The 17,193-nt window shown below is 46.5% G+C and carries 17 protein-coding genes; 6 read left to right on the top strand and 11 right to left on the bottom strand.

The window, feature by feature from the left end; translation table 11 throughout:
* Positions 1 to 34 precede the first annotated feature (34 nt).
* Genes BS617_RS10945 through BS617_RS10960 form a run of 4 tightly spaced genes read right to left on the bottom strand, consistent with a single transcriptional unit; the run spans position 35 to position 3,104 of the window.
* A complete protein-coding gene (locus BS617_RS10945; protein WP_346424307.1) occupies positions 35 to 619 on the bottom strand; it encodes a Maf family protein in 585 nt (194 codons plus the stop codon).
* A gap of 9 nt (positions 620 to 628) precedes the next feature.
* A complete protein-coding gene (mreD, locus tag BS617_RS10950) occupies positions 629 to 1,117 on the bottom strand; it encodes a rod shape-determining protein MreD (RefSeq protein WP_075172839.1) in 489 nt (162 codons plus the stop codon).
* Positions 1,110 to 2,009 carry a rod shape-determining protein MreC gene (mreC, locus tag BS617_RS10955; protein WP_075172840.1) on the bottom strand — a complete coding sequence of 300 codons (900 nt, stop codon included), beginning with the start codon at positions 2,007 to 2,009 and terminating at the stop codon, positions 1,110 to 1,112. Before mreC ends, mreD begins: the two co-directional genes overlap by 8 nt.
* Positions 2,010 to 2,066: 57 nt before the next feature.
* A complete protein-coding gene (locus BS617_RS10960) occupies positions 2,067 to 3,104 on the bottom strand; it encodes a rod shape-determining protein (RefSeq protein ID WP_075172841.1) in 1,038 nt (345 codons plus the stop codon).
* Between the two features lie 145 nt (positions 3,105 to 3,249).
* On the opposite strand from BS617_RS10960, the gene gatC reads away from it, so the two are divergent.
* The 6 genes from gatC to BS617_RS10990 all read left to right on the top strand — a co-directional run bounded on the left by gatC (position 3,250) and on the right by BS617_RS10990 (position 9,516).
* Positions 3,250 to 3,537 (top strand): Asp-tRNA(Asn)/Glu-tRNA(Gln) amidotransferase subunit GatC, encoded by a 288-nt coding sequence (gatC, locus tag BS617_RS10965; RefSeq protein ID WP_075172842.1) that lies wholly within the window; start codon positions 3,250 to 3,252, stop codon positions 3,535 to 3,537.
* Positions 3,538 to 3,570: 33 nt separating this feature from the next.
* Positions 3,571 to 5,022, top strand: a complete 1,452-nt coding sequence (gatA, locus tag BS617_RS10970) for an Asp-tRNA(Asn)/Glu-tRNA(Gln) amidotransferase subunit GatA (protein ID WP_075172843.1) — start codon at positions 3,571 to 3,573, stop codon at positions 5,020 to 5,022.
* An 11-nt stretch (positions 5,023 to 5,033) separates the two neighbouring features.
* The gene (gatB, locus tag BS617_RS10975) at positions 5,034 to 6,485 is read left to right on the top strand and encodes an Asp-tRNA(Asn)/Glu-tRNA(Gln) amidotransferase subunit GatB (RefSeq protein WP_075172844.1); all 1,452 of its coding nucleotides are present in this window, start codon (positions 5,034 to 5,036) and stop codon (positions 6,483 to 6,485) included.
* A gap of 183 nt (positions 6,486 to 6,668) precedes the next feature.
* Positions 6,669 to 8,411, top strand: a complete 1,743-nt coding sequence (locus tag BS617_RS10980; protein ID WP_075172845.1) for a sensor domain-containing diguanylate cyclase — start codon at positions 6,669 to 6,671, stop codon at positions 8,409 to 8,411.
* Between the two features lie 154 nt (positions 8,412 to 8,565).
* On the top strand, positions 8,566 to 9,087 hold the full coding sequence (locus tag BS617_RS10985; RefSeq protein ID WP_075172846.1) for a YeeE/YedE family protein: 522 nt from the start codon (positions 8,566 to 8,568) through the stop codon (positions 9,085 to 9,087).
* Positions 9,088 to 9,096: 9 nt separating this feature from the next.
* Positions 9,097 to 9,516 carry a DUF6691 family protein gene (locus BS617_RS10990; RefSeq protein ID WP_075172847.1) on the top strand — a complete coding sequence of 140 codons (420 nt, stop codon included), beginning with the start codon at positions 9,097 to 9,099 and terminating at the stop codon, positions 9,514 to 9,516.
* Between the two features lie 5 nt (positions 9,517 to 9,521).
* On the opposite strand, the gene BS617_RS10995 is transcribed toward BS617_RS10990, so the two are convergent.
* The 7 genes from BS617_RS10995 to BS617_RS11025 all read right to left on the bottom strand — a co-directional run bounded on the left by BS617_RS10995 (position 9,522) and on the right by BS617_RS11025 (position 17,189).
* Entirely contained in the window at positions 9,522 to 10,445 is a 924-nt protein-coding gene (locus BS617_RS10995; RefSeq protein ID WP_075172848.1) for a pseudouridine synthase, read from the bottom strand.
* Positions 10,446 to 10,578: 133 nt separating this feature from the next.
* On the bottom strand, positions 10,579 to 11,643 hold the full coding sequence (locus BS617_RS11000) for an alkene reductase (RefSeq protein ID WP_075172849.1): 1,065 nt from the start codon (positions 11,641 to 11,643) through the stop codon (positions 10,579 to 10,581).
* Between the two features lie 84 nt (positions 11,644 to 11,727).
* Complete coding sequence (locus BS617_RS11005; RefSeq protein WP_139303157.1) at positions 11,728 to 12,033, bottom strand: ArsR/SmtB family transcription factor; 306 nt, start codon at positions 12,031 to 12,033, stop codon at positions 11,728 to 11,730.
* Positions 12,034 to 12,326: 293 nt separating this feature from the next.
* Positions 12,327 to 14,222: an AMP-binding protein gene (locus tag BS617_RS11010; RefSeq protein WP_075172851.1), complete on the bottom strand. Its 1,896-nt coding sequence runs from the start codon at positions 14,220 to 14,222 to the stop codon at positions 12,327 to 12,329.
* A gap of 109 nt (positions 14,223 to 14,331) precedes the next feature.
* The gene (mmsB, locus tag BS617_RS11015) at positions 14,332 to 15,219 is read right to left on the bottom strand and encodes a 3-hydroxyisobutyrate dehydrogenase (RefSeq protein ID WP_075172852.1); all 888 of its coding nucleotides are present in this window, start codon (positions 15,217 to 15,219) and stop codon (positions 14,332 to 14,334) included.
* Between the two features lie 72 nt (positions 15,220 to 15,291).
* Positions 15,292 to 16,392 carry an enoyl-CoA hydratase/isomerase family protein gene (locus BS617_RS11020; RefSeq protein ID WP_075172853.1) on the bottom strand — a complete coding sequence of 367 codons (1,101 nt, stop codon included), beginning with the start codon at positions 16,390 to 16,392 and terminating at the stop codon, positions 15,292 to 15,294.
* Between the two features lie 20 nt (positions 16,393 to 16,412).
* On the bottom strand, positions 16,413 to 17,189 hold the full coding sequence (locus BS617_RS11025; RefSeq protein WP_075173549.1) for an enoyl-CoA hydratase: 777 nt from the start codon (positions 17,187 to 17,189) through the stop codon (positions 16,413 to 16,415).
* Between the last annotated feature and the right edge of the window lie 4 nt (positions 17,190 to 17,193).

The following is a 17,193-nucleotide window of genomic DNA, read 5'->3' on the forward strand; positions in this document are numbered from 1 at the left end:
TGTAGCCACAGAGCTTTCCTTATTCATAAATAAATTAGCGGTGCCAAATAGTTATACCATGTTTTTGTAAAAGAGCGGCGGTTTCAGTAAGCGGCAAGCCGACAACTCCTGTATAACTTCCCGATAAGGACTTTACAAAAACAGCACCCAGCCCCTGAATACCATAAGCCCCAGCTTTATCGGCTGGCTCCCCAGTCGCCCAATATTGTCGACATGTTTTTTCATCTAGCACGTTAAACTTAACTTGCGTTGTGACCACTTGACTGGCCTTTATACCAGAACCGACCACAGCAATAGCCGTCATTACCTGATGTTCTTTTCCAGAAAGTGACATCAACATAGCCACCGCTTCATCTTCAGAAGAAGGCTTCCCTAGGATACGGTCATCAATGACAACGCTGGTATCAGAGCCTAACACCAAGGCATCAGAGTTATCGGATCTATCAAAACCTGCCTGGGCCTTTTCACACGCCAAACGCTCGACATAAACGGCAGGCAACTCTCCCGAACGCACCGATTCATCAATATCAACCGCTAACGAACTAAAATGCACGCCAATCTGTTCTAACAACTCTTTGCGACGAGGAGAGGCCGAAGCCAAAATGAGTGTTGTCATCATTACCCCTGACTAGCGAATATGAAATGTACGACGAATACCGCGCAGCACAACAAATACCCAAGGCCACAGTAGCGCACTTACTAAGGCTGGCAATAAGAAGATAAGGCTGTCGCCTGTTGTACCCGCCATGGATTGAATCCAGTGAAAAATCAATTGGTTAATACCAACAAGCACTAACACCATCATCGCTTGCTGCCACAGACGATACATACGCAATCGTTTATGCAAAATTAACGTAATAAGTGCAACTATCGTCAAGGACAGCGCATTCATCCCTAATAAGCTACCTTTGAGCACATCTAACACTATACCGGCCATCCACGCCGAACCTATCCCGAAACGGTGAGGCAGGGCCATCACCCAGTAGATAACCAACATAGCTACCCACTCTGGACGCCACCAAACGAGCATAGCAGGTAACGGCATTTGGCTTAGGATAAAGCCAATAATTAATGTCCCTACGACGATGAGTACACCACCTGAGTGACGATCAGCCATTTGCTGGCGTCTCCTGAGACTGCACATCTTCTGGGGTTTCGAGCATTTCTGATTCGGTAGGCTCTTCAGGCACAATAGGAGCAGGCTCGACTAATAATAAGTGCCGGCTTTTATCTAATCGAGCCGATGGCACCGCTTTCACGATAGCAAAGGGCTGTCCTGGATCGCGAACCACACTCACAATTTGAGCAACGGGATAACCATAAGGAAAGCGTTTGCCTAAACCTGAAGTCACTAGCAGGTCTCCCTCACGCACATCGGCAGTATCGGGTACGTGTTCTAGTTCCAGCTCTCCCATTGTCCCTTTACCCAATGCTATCGAACGAAAACCGTTACGGATAATCTCCACCGGCAGCGCATGACGCGCATCGGTGATAAGCATAACTCGGCAAGTATAATGTGATACTTCAACCACTTGCCCAAGTACACCACCGGCATCAAGCACAGGCTGACCTATGAATACATCGTCTTCCGAGCCCTTACCCAAAATAATTTGATGCTGAAAAGGGTCCGGATTTACACCAATGAGTTCGGCCAGTTTAACTTCATTAGGAATCCGCTCACGGCCATTTAACAGCTCTCGCAAGCGAATATTCTCAGCCGTCAAAGACGCCATTTGTTGAACTTGTTGGTCTAAACTGATCACATCCGAGCGAAGCTGCTCATTTTCTTTAGCTAATGAACGGCGACTAACAAGCACATCCGATACATCATCAGCCATACGAGAAGGGAGATCGACCAACCACTGAATGGGCGTCAGTAACAAGGAAAGGTAAGATTTAGCCTCACGTGCTTTTGAATCACTATTATCCGTGATCATAAAAACAATAGAGACAACTACCAAAATAAGGAAAAAAAGGCGGGGAATACCGCCTTTAAATATAGGTTTCATTAATGTACTTCCGTCATGACACGGGAGGTTCTCTCAGCCAGCAAACGACTGCTCTGCTTATTCGAAGGTTAGCAGTTCGAACGCGTGCTTATCCAGAAGTTCCAATGCACGACCGCCCCCACGTGCAACACACGTCAGCGGGTCTTCAGCCAAAATAACAGGCAAGCCTGTTTCTTCGCTAATTAAACGATCGATATTACGTAGCATAGAACCCCCGCCCGTTAACACAATACCGCGCTCTGCGATATCTGACGCCAACTCAGGTGGGCACTGTTCAAGCGCACTTTTCACTGCCTGTACAATGGAAGAAAGCGGCTCTTGTAGCGCTTCTAAAATTTCATTACTGTTAAGGGTAAAGCTGCGCGGAATACCCTCAGCTAAGTTACGACCGCGAACATCTATCTCTAACACATCGTTACTTGGGTAGGCTGTACCTATCTCTTGTTTGATGCGCTCAGCAGTGGCTTCACCGATTAAGCTACCGTAGTTACGACGCACGTAGGTAACAATAGACTCGTCAAAGCGGTCGCCGCCGATCCGTACCGACTCGGCATAAACAATACCGTTTAGAGAGATCACAGCGATTTCAGTAGTACCACCGCCGATATCAACAACCATAGAACCGCTTGCTTCTTCTACCGGCAAACCAGCACCGATTGCAGCAGCCATAGGCTCTTCAATTAAATAAACTTCACGAGCTCCCGCTCCCAAAGCCGACTCTTTGATGGCTCGACGCTCAACTTGCGTTGATTTACAAGGTACACACACCAACACACGAGGGCTAGGTGATAGGAAGCTGTTGTCATGTACTTTACTGATAAAGTACTGGAGCATTTTTTCGGTCACATGAAAATCAGCGATAACGCCATCTTTCATTGGACGGATCGCTGTAATATTGCCAGGAGTACGACCGAGCATACGTTTTGCATCGGTACCTACAGCGGCGACAGTTTTTTGGTTGCCCGTCTGACGGATCGCAACCACTGATGGCTCATTAAGAACAATATCTTTATCGCGAACAAAAATCAGCGTATTGGCGGTGCCCAGATCGATAGAAAGGTCGCTAGAAAACAGACCTCGAATTTTCTTAAACATGATGAGAGGAGACCCTAAAGAGTTACGATGTAGCTGACGTATTTTAAAAACACGTAACTCTAGCAACGGCAGGCATTTAGAGCAAGAAACAAATATGTTAAGTTACCCTTTTTTAGGCCTACTTTAATGTGTCAGCGAGAATCCAATGGCTTTAGACAAATCTGACGTAGAAAAAATCGCCCATTTGGCGCGCGTCAACATCAACGAAGCGGATATCCCAGAATATGCGCAAAATTTGACGAATATCCTCGACTTAGTGGATCAAATGCAATCCATCAACACAGTCGATATAGAGCCCTTAAATCATCCTCTAGACGCCATACAGCGCTTACGTGCGGATGAAATAACAGAAACAAACCAACGTGATCATCTACAAAGCGTTGCCCCATCCGTAGAGAAGGGTTTGTTTCTGGTTCCTAAGGTTATCGAATAAATACGCCCTTTTTACAGCAGGATTACAACGAACATGCTAGATAAAACACTGGCCGAATTGTCCACAAGTCTTGAACAGGGCGATTTCAGCAGCGTAGAACTGACTCAAGCCTACCTTGATTTAATCAAGGCTAAGGATTCAACGTACAACAGCTATATCACAGTGACCGACGAACTTGCCCTGCAGCAAGCCCAAGCCGCTGATGAGCGTCGACAGCAAGGCAAAGCAACCGCGCTGACGGGCGTACCCATTGCCCATAAAGATATTTTTTGCACCCTTGGCGTAAAAACGTCGGCTGGCTCTAAAATGCTGGACAACTTTATTTCGCCTTACGATGCCACCGTTGTATCAAACTTCAACAATGCCGGCGCCGTCACATTGGGTAAAACCAATATGGATGAGTTTGCGATGGGCTCATCCAATGAAAACAGCTATTACGGCGCGTGCCGTAACCCTTGGGATACCAATCGAGTACCTGGTGGATCGTCAGGTGGTTCAGCGGCGGCTGTTGCCGCAGGTTTAGCGCCAGCGGCAACCGGAACCGACACAGGTGGTTCCATTAGACAGCCAGCTGCTTTTTGCAACCTAACGGGCCTCAAACCGACTTATGGCCGGGTATCACGCTTTGGCATGATTGCATACGCTTCTTCGTTAGACCAAGGCGGCCCAATGGCCCGCACAGCGCATGATTGTGCATTAATGTTGAACGTAATGGCCGGTATTGATGGAAACGACTCTACCAGCGCTGACTATCCAGTAGCCGATTACACCGCCACCTTAGACCAGCCCCTCAGTGGCCTAAAGATAGGCTTACCGAAAGAGTTCTTTTCTGAACAGCTCAACCCAGAGATTGCAACACTTGTACAATCGGCAATCAAAGAATATGAAGCACTTGGCGCGACTGTTAAAGAAGTCAGCTTACCGAACACTGCTTTATCAGTGCCTGCGTACTATATTATTGCTCCTTCTGAGGCTTCATCTAACCTATCGCGGTTCGACGGTGTTCGTTACGGACACCGCTGCAGCGACCCTAAAGATCTCGAGGACATGTACAAACGCACACGCGGCGAGGGCTTTGGCTCAGAGGTAAAGCGCCGTATTCTTGTCGGCACTTATGCGCTCTCCGAAGGTTTTTACGACGCCTACTACAAGAAGGCTCAGCAAATTCGACGCTTAATTCAACAGGACTTCGTTCGCGTTTTATCAGATGTGGATGTCATCATGGGTCCAACCACACCCACTACCGCCTTTAACATTGGCGAAAAAACGACAGATCCAGTAGAGATGTACATGGAAGATATCTTTACACTGTCACTCAACTTAGCTGGACTGCCTGGCATGTCCATTCCGTGCGGCTTCAGTAATGGCTTACCCGTTGGTTTACAAATCATCGGTAATTATTTTGCTGAAGAAAAACTCCTGAACGTGGCGCATAAATATCAACAAGCCACCGACTGGCACACCCGCAAGCCCGAAGCACGCTAAGAGGAATACATATGGAATGGGAAGCAGTAATCGGGCTAGAGATTCACGCTCAGCTCGCAACGAAAACGAAGATTTTTTCAGGCTCCAGCACTGCGTTTGGCGCTGAGCCTAACACACAAGCAAATGCCGTTGATTTAGCGCTACCAGGGACCTTGCCAGTCTTTAACAAGGAAGCTTTGCGGATGGCAGTAATGTTTGGTACTGCCATTGAGGCTGATATTGGTAAAACGTCTGTTTTTGATCGCAAAAACTACTTTTACCCTGATTTACCCAAGGGCTATCAGACAAGCCAACTTTTCCACCCTATCGTAGGTAAAGGCTATGTCGACATAGAGTTATCAGATGGCAGCACCAAACGCATTGGGGTAACGCGCGCTCATCTTGAAGAAGACGCAGGTAAATCACTGCACGAAGACTTTGTTGGTATGACAGGCATCGACCTCAACCGTGCTGGCACTCCGCTGCTTGAGATCGTGTCCGAGCCCGACATGCGCTCTGCCGAAGAAGCCGTGGCGTATGTTAAAAAGATACACTCTTTAGTCACCAGCTTAGGTATCTGCGACGGCAACATGGCTGAAGGTTCCTTTCGCTGCGATTGTAACGTTTCGGTACGTTACAAAGGTGAAGAGGAATTTGGCAACCGTACTGAGACCAAAAATATCAACTCCTTCCGTTTTATTGAGAAAGCGATCAAAGGAGAGATTATTCGTCAAATTGACATCCTAGAAGATGGCGGCCATATCACACAGGAAACGCGCTTGTATGATGCCGATAAAGATCAAACCCGCTCTATGCGTAGCAAAGAAGAAGCCAACGACTACCGCTACTTCCCTTGCCCAGATTTGCTGCCTATTGTTATCGATGACGAATACATCCAAGCCGTAAAAGACTCGCTACCGGAGCTCCCAGCGGCACGTCGCACGCGTTTTATGGAGACATATCAGCTGTCTGAATATGATGCAGGAGTCATCAGCTCCGATAAAGCCCTTGCCGACTTTTTCGAACAAACAGCTACGCTGGCTAGTGACGCTAAGCTGGCCGCAAATTGGGTGATGGGCGAGTTCTCTAAACTACTCAACCAAAACGATCTATCGGTCACTCAAGCGCCGGTCACTGCTGAACAATTAGGCGGGTTATTACAACGCATTAAAGACAACACCATCTCAGGTAATATAGCCAAGAAGGTGTTTGAAGCAATGTGGACTGAAGGCGGTACAGCCGATGAGATCATCGAAGCTAAAGGCCTTAAGCAAGTCACTGACTCAGGTGCAATTGAAGGCCTAGTGGATCAAGTTATTGCGGCTAACCAACCGCAAGTGGATCAATATATTGCCGCAGAACCCGACAAGCGGGGCAAAATGCTAGGCTTCTTTATGGGTCAAGTCATGAAGATATCTGGGGGCAAGGCTAACCCCGGTCAGGTACAGGGTGTTCTAAAACAAAAGTTAGACTCTCTTTGCTAGTAAAGCTCAGATCTATGGGGGATTGCCCCCCCATAGATCTATTTAAAAAAAATAATAAACAATGTATTGGCGCGTCAATTTGCCTCAGTTAAAAACTGTTCAGCTATTAACTGTTACAATTCTGAGACTTATCGACTAAGGTTCCTTATACAGAGTGATCTTTTCGTTTACCAAGGACTAAATATGCGGCGCCAGCAACACTCATTTGTTTCTCTTAAAAGCACCCTTATCACTCCTTATGTAACATTAATCCTAATGCTGACCCTAGTCATTGGCTTAATTTCGTACTGGGCTGGATCTCGAATGGTAGCGACGCTCTCTGAACGCTTATCGTTAGAGATGGTAGAGCGTATAGGCCAGGCGGTTGACCGCCATATGTTTGGCTCCAGTGCCGTATTAGAAGCCGCCTTCCCCAAAGGCATGACGGCACCAAAAGACATTACGCCTATTATTGACCAAATGCGTACGCGCTTTTGGACGGCTACCACCCTACACACAGACCCAAATGATTATGTATATTACGGTAATACTTTGGGCCAATCGTACGGCCTAAAGCGGCTCGAAAATAACAAAGCCGAAGTCCGTATCAAACTAGACCCACGTAAACCACGGGAGTACTTCTCTTTTAGTGGTATTAACGGCCAACAAAGCTACGTAAAAACTGAAGATGCCGTATTTGATCCTCGTATCCGGCCTTGGTTTACCTCCGGCCAGCAACGCGAACAACAAAACCACACCTGGACTGCCGTGTATGTAGACTTCGCAACCAGTGACCTTGTCGTGACGCGTGCGCGTAAAGTACTCTCGGATTCTGGCCAATTAAGCGGTGTTGTAGCTACGGATGTTTCATTAATAAAATTAAATCAGTTTATTGCCGACTTAAAAGTCAGTGAAAATGGTCTCGCGTTTTTAGTAGAAAGCAGTGGCGAGCTACTTGCCTCCTCTAACACTATCAATGTGCGACAGTTACCCAGCGGCATGATGCAACGCGTTACCGTATCGGATGCGGGTGAACCCATGATTAAACTGGCATACGATCATATCGTTCCACTCTTAAAAAAAGAGAGCAGTAAGAACACCGGAAGCCTCACCTTATCCACGGAAAATGAAACGCTGGATCTAGCCTATAAGCACATTATTGACACAGCAGGATTAGACTGGACGGCCATTATTATCGTCCCCCGCAGTGATATTTTAGCGGGGGTAACCAAGCAAGTCTTTATGGTCGGGCTGCTGGGTGTCATTGCTGTATTAATTGCTATAGGCCTTGGCTTTAGAATCTTAAACCGAGTGGCAAGTGATGTATCTTCCCTTTCACGAGCGGTAATGGATGCAGACCACTCCGAGGATACCCTACCTGCCACACTAAGCCGAAAAGACGAGATAGGTGTTTTAGCTCGTTCTTTCATGGATATGCGCAAAGGCTTATTTACCGATCAATTAACAAACGTAGCCAATCGTGCCGCCCTTGAAAGACACTTAACCAATCTGACGGCGCCCGCTAAGCAAGGGGAAACCAAAGTTCCGTTTACGTTACTCTTTATAGATTTAGATAACTTTAAGCCCTTAAACGATCTATTTGGCCACGACAATGGCGACCTCGCACTGATTGAAGTGGCACAACGCTTTAAAACCCTGCTTGGGCCTGACGATTTATTAGCACGTTACGGCGGTGATGAGTTTGTTGCAGTCCTTAGAGAGCAAAATCACCGCACCCATATTGATAAAATAAAACAACGTTTCAATGATGTTTTACTAGCTCCGCTAAATACCTTGCACGATATACCACCAGGAGAAAACGTGTATGTCACGGCCTCCATTGGTGACTCAAAATTCCCCGCACATGGGCAAGATGTAGAGTCTTTACTGCGCCGTGCCGACAAAGTGATGTACCAATACAAAAAAGTAAATAAAAGCCGCTTTTAATATCCGCCAGCTCATGTTTACTCACCTCAAAACTATCGCACAAACTTATATTAGATTTTACTAATAAAAATAGCTTATACTCTTTTTATATCGAATTATTTCGTGCGGGTCTTTGGCCTCCACTGTTTACTATTCACGTATATAAGAGGTTATTATGACGGTAGATTGGATTAACTTCATGCCTATTCAAGCATTGATAGGCGGATTATTAATTGGCTCTTCTGCTGGACTTTTACTTGTTATAAACGGCCAGATAGCCGGCATTAGCGGAATTACTTCTCGCTTGCTCGAAAAAGTTATTCCGCACAAATCATCCAGCAACGTAGCAGAAGCTCCCGTGTCGCTGTTTTCAAATTGGCGCATACTTTTTTTATTAGGCTTACTAAGTGCTCCGCTTTTGTACTCATTAACCTTTCAGCTAATGGGTAGCCCTCCAACCTCCTCACTACCTACTAATCCTGCGTCAGAGAACGTGAACCTTGTATATTTTGGCTTACTGGCTGGCGGTAGTTTTTTAACTGGATTAGGAGCAAGGTTAGCTAATGGTTGTACCAGCGGACACGGTGTCTGCGGGCTGGCGCGCTTATCAAAGCGATCATTTGTCGCGGTTGGCTGTTTCGTCAGCTCGGCAATAGCTACCTTTTATGTTGCTCATTACTTACTGCACTGGATTTAAGAAACCATCATGAAAAATCATCCCTTTGTTGCTCTCTTGGCAGGTATTCTTTTTGGCTTAGGTCTAATTATTTCAGGCATGGCTAACCCTACTAAAATTTATGGATTTTTAGACATCACAGGTCAGTGGGACCCCTCATTAGTGGTCGTTCTGATTACGGCCGTGTCCTGTAGCTTTATCGGTGTTCGGATAGCGCTGCGGCGGACCCGAAGTGATCCTAGTTTTGAGTGCCAACTACCAAGCCAACAGAACATCACATTGAGTCTAATACTAGGGAGTATCATTTTTGGAATGGGTTGGGGGTTAACAGGCATTTGCCCAGGACCAGCACTGGTCGGATTAGGACTCAGCTATTGGCCAGCACTTATTATTGTGCCAGCCATGCTGGCTGGTTTATGGGTAGGTGGCGGGATAAAAAGAACGGCTTAACTTTATTATTGACCAGAATCTGGAGGCCACAAAAGTGGTCGGCTAGACGTAAAACGATGTACTTGCTGCGTGACCGGATCAGTAAAACTCATCGCTTGGGCTAATAACTGCAAAGGTTTACTGAAATCATCTTTGGATTGTTCAGGTAAAAGTACGGGATAGTAGGGATCATTCAACAAAGGAAAACCCAACCCCGCCATATGAACACGTAGCTGGTGTGTTTTTCCGGTTAATGGGCTTAATTCAAACAACCCCAAACCATCATTCTGTTCAAGGCAAGTTATGAGTGATCTAGCGTTAATGTTTTGGCCAGTCGCGTCAACAGCCTGCTGTCTAAACCTCGGCGTGCTTCTAATAATGCGATTCTCGATACGCCAACCTATTTTCATTTCTTGAGCGGATATCACTCTGTTAAGCACACCAACCGCACGGTATGTTTTTTGAATCTCTCCGGATGCAAATAGTCCATGGTACAAACCACGCTCTGAAGGTTTTTTAGAGAAAAGCACTAAGCCTGCGGTATCGCGATCTATTCGATGCGCCGGTGTTAATTCTGTGTTTCCTGTTCGACTAATAAGCCTGTTGAGTAAGCATGAATCAACATACGGACCTGATGGAACAACGGGTAAATAGTGGGGTTTACAAACGATCAGCTTGTGCTCGTCTTCGTATATGATTTCCTCATCAAAAGGGATATGTATTTCTGTGGCTACTTCACGATAATAAAAAACTTTTTGCTGCGCACGACATACACTATCACAGGAGATAAGTGATCGGTCTTCCCAAAAAACGTGACCATCGAAGATACGCTGTACCCAGACATCTTTTGAAATAGCCGGAAAAGCCGAACATAAAAAATCCAGCACACTCATAGTACAGGACACATCTTGGGGAATAACTTTATACGAAGGACGCGCCGCAATACCCATACATAACCCTAAATACAAAAAACGGATGATACACCTGCACTAGTGTACCACCCCGTTAATCTGCCAGCTAAAACAGAGCCAGTAGATTGCAACCGCATGTATTTGTCGATCGTTGATTCTTTAAAGCGGGTTACTACAATGTTGGATAATCAGTGTAGCCTTGCGCCGGATCACCGTTTTCGCCTGGGGCATACATAGTAGCTGGATCAGCTTCATTGAGTGCTGCTCCTTGTTGTAAACGCGTCACTAAATCTGGATTAGCAATATACTTCACTCCAAAAGCAATAGCGTCTGCAACCCCCTCACTCACCAAACGAGTTCCTTGCTCTAATGTCATCGCTTCGTTAGCAATTACAGGGCCGCCAAATGCCGCTTTCAATTCAGGAGTGAGTGCTGGTGAATTGAAATTCTCACGCGTGAAGATAAATGCAATTTTGCGTTTACCTAATTCACGAGCTACATACCCAAAGGTAGCAGCCAAGTCAGTATCGCCCATGGTATGAGCATCAGCACGTGGTGATAAATGGACACCTACTTTACCCGCACCCCATACTTGAATGGCCGCATCTGTCACTTCCAACATCAAACGGGCGCGGTTTTCGATAGGTCCACCATAGGCGTCAGTGCGCTTATTGGTTGAATCTTGTAGGAATTGATCCAGTAAATAGCCATTAGCTCCATGAATCTCCACACCATCAAAGCCTGCTTTCTTCGCGTTCTCAGCACCTTTTCGATATGCCTCGATAATGGCGGGTATTTCGTCCGTTTCCAGTGCGCGTGGTGTTTCGTAGGCCGTGATAGGACGAACCAAACTCACATGACCATCAGGGGCAATGGCACTGGGCGCAACCGGTTGCGCCCCTTCTAAGTACATGGAATGGGAAACCCGTCCTACATGCCACAACTGCAATACAATACGACCGCCTGCTTTATGAACTGCATCCGTGACTGTTTTCCAACCCTCTACCTGCTCGTCAGACCATATTCCAGGCGTATTGGGGTAGCCGACACCCATTGGGGTGACCGATGTTGCTTCGCTAATAATCAACCCGGCCTCAGCACGTTGGACATAATACTCAGCCATTAGCTCATTAGGCACACGCCCTTCGCTGGCGCGACAGCGGGTTAACGGCGACATAATAATACGGTTGGGTAATGAGAAATCGCCAATGCGAACTGGGTCAAATAGTGTTGTCATTTCAAACTCCTTGAGCCTTTGCTGTGTCAGCAATCAAGCCTATTAACGGATTTAGCAATCAGTAGGGAAGCCACCGTGAATTAATCACAATGCCGATTGCATGTGTTGAGTAAATGCAGAGATGACCGTTTCGTTGCGGCGATAATATATCCACTGCCCGTGGCGTCTTGATTCAAGCAAACCTGCCCGTTGCAATGTTGCTAAGTGCGTTGAAATCGTTGACTGGGACAGTTTAGAGCGCTCATTAATGAGACCAACACAAACGCCATGTTCAAACGGGCATTGAGAACTAGGGAACTCCAACTCAGGATGTTTAAGCCACACTAATATCTCCCGTCGAACCGGGTTTGCTAACGCCTTTATAATTAAATCAACTTCGTTATCGGTCATATCCATTTACCCAAAGAACATGACAAAAGCATATCTATATATTTCGATATATAAATATGGATTTATGCAACGATCTGTTACTCGACAGTTAATACCACAAAGAAAAAGCAGTTAAAGCATTGATTTTAAAAAGGGCTACCTGTTCCGGCTAGCTATTCTCTATGCAAAACAGGATAGTCTGTTGCACTATGCTGACTGGGGGCAAACAACTGAACAGCGAGCTAGATAAACTTAGCAAAAGAGCCCCGTTAGGAGCTCTTTATCAGTAAACGTTCACACTAGCGACTCAATAATCAAACGCGCACAACCCCGCGCCTTGCTAGGATTCCTTCAATTTCGGGCAGGATAGTTTCATCATCGATCGTTGATGGCATTTTATAACGCTCATTGGCAGCAATCTTTCGCAGTACGGCCCGTAAAATTTTCCCTGAGCGGGTTTTCGGCAAACGCTCTACAACAACCGCCTTACGGAAGCACGCTAAAGCGCCTACCTCTTCACGTACACGCGCAACGAGCTCTTCTTCTAACTGCGCCTCATCAATATCCGAACCTGATTTAAGCACTACAAGCCCAACCGGAACCTGACCTTTAAGCGAATCACTTGCCCCAATGACCGCACACTCAGCAACACAAGGGTGAGCAGAAACAATTTCTTCCATTTCTCCAGTTGATAAGCGATGCCCAGATACATTAATGACATCATCAGTACGGCCTGTTATGTAAATATAGCCATCATCATCTTTAAAGCCACCATCACCCGTGTGGTAGTAACCCGGGAAAGCCGATAGATAGGCTTCTTTATAGCGCTGCGGCTGATTCCAAATGCTCCAAGCGACTCCTGGAGGCATAGGAAGTTTAACGCAGATATTGCCAGTTTCATTGGCAGCTAACTCATTGCCGGTGCCATCTAACACCCGGATATCATAGCCAGGAATAGCTTTATTAGTTGAGCCCAAGCGCGTCTCGGAAGGCGATTCCCAGCCCATCATGGGGGAAGTCATAGGCCAACCTGTTTCTGTTTGCCACCAATGATCAATGACTGGAACATTGAGCAAACCACTGAGCCACTCATAGGTTGAGCAATCCAGTTTTTCACCAGCAACAAAAACCCAACGCAGGCTACTTAAGTCATACGCTTTAGCGAGTTCTCCTGCGGGATCTTCTTTGCGAATAGCGCGGTAAGCCGTAGGCGCGCAGAACATTGAATTAACCTTATACTCTTCGATAACGCGCCAAAACGCTCCAGCATCAGGCGAGCGGATAGGTTTGCCCTCATAGAAAACGGCTGTTCCACCTCCCATTAGGGGGCCGTAAACAATAAATGAATGCCCTACCACCCAACCAATGTCAGATGCTCCCCACCAAACGTCCCCTGCCTTCATGCCATACACGTGGCTAAATGCGTACTGAAGTGCGACCGCGTGTCCACCGTTGTCTCTTACAATGCCTTTAGGCTGGCCTGTGGTACCCGAGGTATACAGTACATAAAGCGGATCTTTCCCGTTCACAACGACACACTCTGCCGGTTGTGCTTGTGCCTGAAACTCGTCCCAATCAATATCACGGCTAGGATGCATTTGCGCCTTTAACATCGATCGTTGATAAACAACGGTATGCGCAGGTTTGTGAACAGCCAGCTCAACCGCTTTATCCACTAGCGGTTTATAAGGAATTTGTTTATCAAACTCGATACCGCACGAAGCCGTAAGAATTAATTTTGGTGTTGCATCATCAATACGTATAGCAAGCTCATTAGCGGCAAATCCGCCAAACACTACCGAGTGTACAGCCCCTAATCGAGCGCAGGCCAACATAGCCACGGCAGCTTCTGGAATCATTGGCATATAAATAACAACACGATCTCCCTTTTCTATGCCGTTATTTTTCATAGCACCGGCAAAACGAGCGACACGCTGTTGCAAGTCATTGTAGGTAATCGATTCTTTAACACCGGTAGCAGGCGAATCATAATACAGCGCTACTTGTTCACCTCGCCCTTGTTCTATTTGCAGATCCACCGCTAAATAGCAGCTATTAAGTTCCCCATCAGGAAACCAGCAATAACTGCCACTTTCAGTTTCTAACACAGTGGTTTTGGGTGGACTAAACCAGCTAACAGCTTTCGCTTGCTCAGCCCAATATGACGCGGGATTTTCAAACGCGCGACGGTAATGCTCTTGATAAGACATCGAAGGACCTCATTTTTTTTATTATTGAAGGTGTATTTATAAAGACTAAAAAAGGTGATGCCCTATTCAAGGTAAGACAATCACACTGGCAATTAACTCATTCGGATGATCAACCTTGATAGAGCTTTAAAACACTCGAAAAATCCAAACCACCATGACCATTAACCTTGTGCATATTGAATAACGCACGCGCTTGAGATCCCATCGGAGTGGGCGATGCGCTAGATTGGCTCAGCTCCATTGCCAAACCTAAGTCTTTAAACATAAGATCCACCTGAAACCCGCCTTGATAGCCATTTGAGGAAGGAACACCTTCCATTACTCCGGGGTAAGGATTGTAGACTTGTAAGGCCCAGTTATTACCTGAGCTTTGTTTCATAATTTCTGATAGGACGGCGGGATCTAAGCCATTTTTCACGCCCATATTTAATGCTTCGCAAGTACCCGCCATCAGTACAGACAGCAGCATGTTGTTACACGCTTTTGCTATTTGCCCTGCACCATGCGAACCAGCATGGAAAATATTCTTACCCATGCAGGCTAAAAAAGGCTTAGCTTTTGCAAACTGTTCTTCACTCGCACCGACCATAAACGCCAACGTACCAGCCTTTGCGCCGCCTACCCCACCAGACACTGGGGCATCAATAAAACCAATACCGCGGCTTTGCGCCTGGGCAGCGACTTGTGTTGCTGTACTCGCATCAATCGTTGAAGAGTCAATTATCAACACGTCGTCTTTCACATGGTCAAATAGCGGCGAATCTCCCTCTACATACAGCGCCAAAACGTGTTTGCCAGCAGGAAGCATCGAAATAACCACATCGGCTTCGGCCACCGCTTCAACAGCCGTGGCTTTGGCTATTGCCCCTTCATTTACAACCTTTGACACGGCATCCGTTGATAAATCAAATACCTGAACGGTATGGCCTGCGTTAACGAGATTAATGGCCATTGGGCCACCCATATTGCCTAAACCAATAAACCCTATCGTTGCCATTTTTTTGTCCTTATTTTTATCATTATGTGTCATCAAACGTTGTCAATAACGCTTGTTCTTGGCCGATTAAGCCTATAAATTCGCTAATGGACTGGTTGCCCATGGGGAGACAAGCAGCGACTCGACTACCGTTTTATCCACCTCTTGCACTGAACTAAACGTCCAATTCGGTTTACCATCTTTATCCACTAGTAATGCGCGCACCCCTTCTGGAAACTCCCGATAACGACAGCATTGCACCGAGAGCGCGAGCTCAGACTCAAACACCTCTTTTAATGACATGTGCAATGTTCGTTGTAGCTGTTTAAAAATCATATGAAGAGCAAGCGGGCTTCCATGAGCTATCGATTTCTGTGCACGTTGCAACCATGTATCGTCGGTATCTAAAGAAAGCAGTGCGGTTACTATTTGCTCAACTGAATCTTGATCGGTTACTTTCTGGATCACATCAAAATGCGTGCTTACTGGCGAGGTAATGCTCTGTCGCATAGCGGCGGAGTCTTCTTCAAGGTCTCGCAGAACTCGGCTAACGACTGCATGTAAATCGCCTTCCCACGTTGCTCGCTCCAAGCCGCTTAATAAATCACTTCGCTGACTTGTCAGCACGAAACGATCCGCTAAATTCAAAAACAAAGCATCTGCGGCATTCATTCGACTACCTGTTAACCCCATAAAGAGACCCGTACGCCCCGGTGTTCTGTGTAAAAACCAAGAACCGCCCACATCGGGATACAAACCAATTGTGACTTCCGGCATTGCCATAAGCGTGGATTCAGTCACCACGCGATGGCTACAACCATTCATCAACCCCATTCCGCCTCCCATAACTATTCCGCTTCCCCAACAAATTATTGGTTTTGGGTAAGTGTGAATCGTATAGTCCAGTCGGTATTCATCAGTAAAGAATTGCTCGGGGAAGCTCGCATCGCCTTCTCCGGATATTGAACGGTATAAGCTGACCACATCACCGCCAGCACAAAGCGCCTTCTCCCCACTGCCATCCAATATAATGGCGACAACCGAATCATCGGTTACATATTGGTCCAAGGCGGTTTGAATGGTGCGTACCATATCTAGGGTCAGTGCATTTAATGACTTTTCTGCATTCAGGCAGATCTCCATAATGCGCTTACCTTGGTGTGTTGGGTGCTCAGCCAATAAAACGTGAGTCATGCGTTACCCTCCTTTCCTGCTTAACGGTTTTTCCATTCAGCTTTACGTTTACTCAAAAAAGCATTAACACCCTCTTTTTGATCTTGTGTATGAAAAAGGTCGACGAACAACTCACGCTCAAGCATGTACCCTTGATTCCAGTGACGCGTTCTATTGGATTGGATAAGCTGTTTACATGCGGCAACAGCTTTGGGGCTTTGCTCACCCACTTGCTCAGCCATTTCCATGGCACGTTCCAGCGATTTTCCTGCGGGCACCATCTCTTCAATCAGGCCAATATCTAGCGCTCTGGGCGCTGTGACTCGCTCGCCACATAAGATCATGCGTTTTGCCCAGCCCTCACCCACCAGCATAGTTAGGTTTTGCGTCCCTCCTGCACAAGGTAACAAACCGACTTTAGCTTCGGGTAATGCCATTTGAACCTGCTCTTCAGCGACACGTAAATCACACGCTAAAGCAACTTCAAGCCCCCCGCCCATAGCCCACCCATTAATCGCAGCAATCGAAACACCCCTGAACTGGGACAGCGCCTCAAACGCTTCACCAAAACTTCGGGCCATGTCTCTGGCTATCGTTCGATCGCTATCTGCAAAAAGGTTTAAATCAGCACCGGCACAAAAGAATTTTTCGTTGCTGCTTTTTAACACTAAGCTATAAATTTGTTCGTCTTGATTGAGCGCCTCAATCATGGACACTAATTGGTTTAAACTAGATACTGTCCAAGTATTGGCTGGGGGATTATTCATAGTGATAACCGCTATGTGCCCTTTTTTATCTACTATCAGCGTGTCACTCATCATT

It is taken from the genome of Neptunomonas phycophila, from assembly GCF_001922575.1.
Classification (GTDB): domain Bacteria; phylum Pseudomonadota; class Gammaproteobacteria; order Pseudomonadales; family Balneatricaceae; genus Neptunomonas; species Neptunomonas phycophila.

What these genes read in the sequence shown, in the direction of transcription:
- mreC (WP_075172840.1), bottom strand. Translation starts at nt 2,009, where the DNA reads ATGAAACCTATATTTAAAGGCGGTATTCCCCGCCTTTTTTTCCTTATT.
- gatA (WP_075172843.1), top strand. Translation starts at nt 3,571, where the DNA reads ATGCTAGATAAAACACTGGCCGAATTGTCCACAAGTCTTGAACAGGGC.
- BS617_RS11020 (WP_075172853.1), bottom strand. Translation starts at nt 16,392, where the DNA reads ATGACTCACGTTTTATTGGCTGAGCACCCAACACACCAAGGTAAGCGC.
- mreD (WP_075172839.1), bottom strand. Translation starts at nt 1,117, where the DNA reads ATGGCTGATCGTCACTCAGGTGGTGTACTCATCGTCGTAGGGACATTA.
- gatB (WP_075172844.1), top strand. Translation starts at nt 5,034, where the DNA reads ATGGAATGGGAAGCAGTAATCGGGCTAGAGATTCACGCTCAGCTCGCA.
- BS617_RS10995 (WP_075172848.1), bottom strand. Translation starts at nt 10,445, where the DNA reads ATGGGTATTGCGGCGCGTCCTTCGTATAAAGTTATTCCCCAAGATGTG.
- mmsB (WP_075172852.1), bottom strand. Translation starts at nt 15,219, where the DNA reads ATGGCAACGATAGGGTTTATTGGTTTAGGCAATATGGGTGGCCCAATG.
- BS617_RS10985 (WP_075172846.1), top strand. Translation starts at nt 8,566, where the DNA reads ATGACGGTAGATTGGATTAACTTCATGCCTATTCAAGCATTGATAGGC.
- BS617_RS10960 (WP_075172841.1), bottom strand. Translation starts at nt 3,104, where the DNA reads ATGTTTAAGAAAATTCGAGGTCTGTTTTCTAGCGACCTTTCTATCGAT.
- BS617_RS11010 (WP_075172851.1), bottom strand. Translation starts at nt 14,222, where the DNA reads ATGTCTTATCAAGAGCATTACCGTCGCGCGTTTGAAAATCCCGCGTCA.
- gatC (WP_075172842.1), top strand. Translation starts at nt 3,250, where the DNA reads ATGGCTTTAGACAAATCTGACGTAGAAAAAATCGCCCATTTGGCGCGC.
- BS617_RS10945 (WP_346424307.1), bottom strand. Translation starts at nt 619, where the DNA reads ATGATGACAACACTCATTTTGGCTTCGGCCTCTCCTCGTCGCAAAGAG.
- BS617_RS10990 (WP_075172847.1), top strand. Translation starts at nt 9,097, where the DNA reads ATGAAAAATCATCCCTTTGTTGCTCTCTTGGCAGGTATTCTTTTTGGC.
- BS617_RS11025 (WP_075173549.1), bottom strand. Translation starts at nt 17,189, where the DNA reads ATGAGTGACACGCTGATAGTAGATAAAAAAGGGCACATAGCGGTTATC.
- BS617_RS10980 (WP_075172845.1), top strand. Translation starts at nt 6,669, where the DNA reads ATGCGGCGCCAGCAACACTCATTTGTTTCTCTTAAAAGCACCCTTATC.
- BS617_RS11005 (WP_139303157.1), bottom strand. Translation starts at nt 12,033, where the DNA reads ATGACCGATAACGAAGTTGATTTAATTATAAAGGCGTTAGCAAACCCG.
- BS617_RS11000 (WP_075172849.1), bottom strand. Translation starts at nt 11,643, where the DNA reads ATGACAACACTATTTGACCCAGTTCGCATTGGCGATTTCTCATTACCC.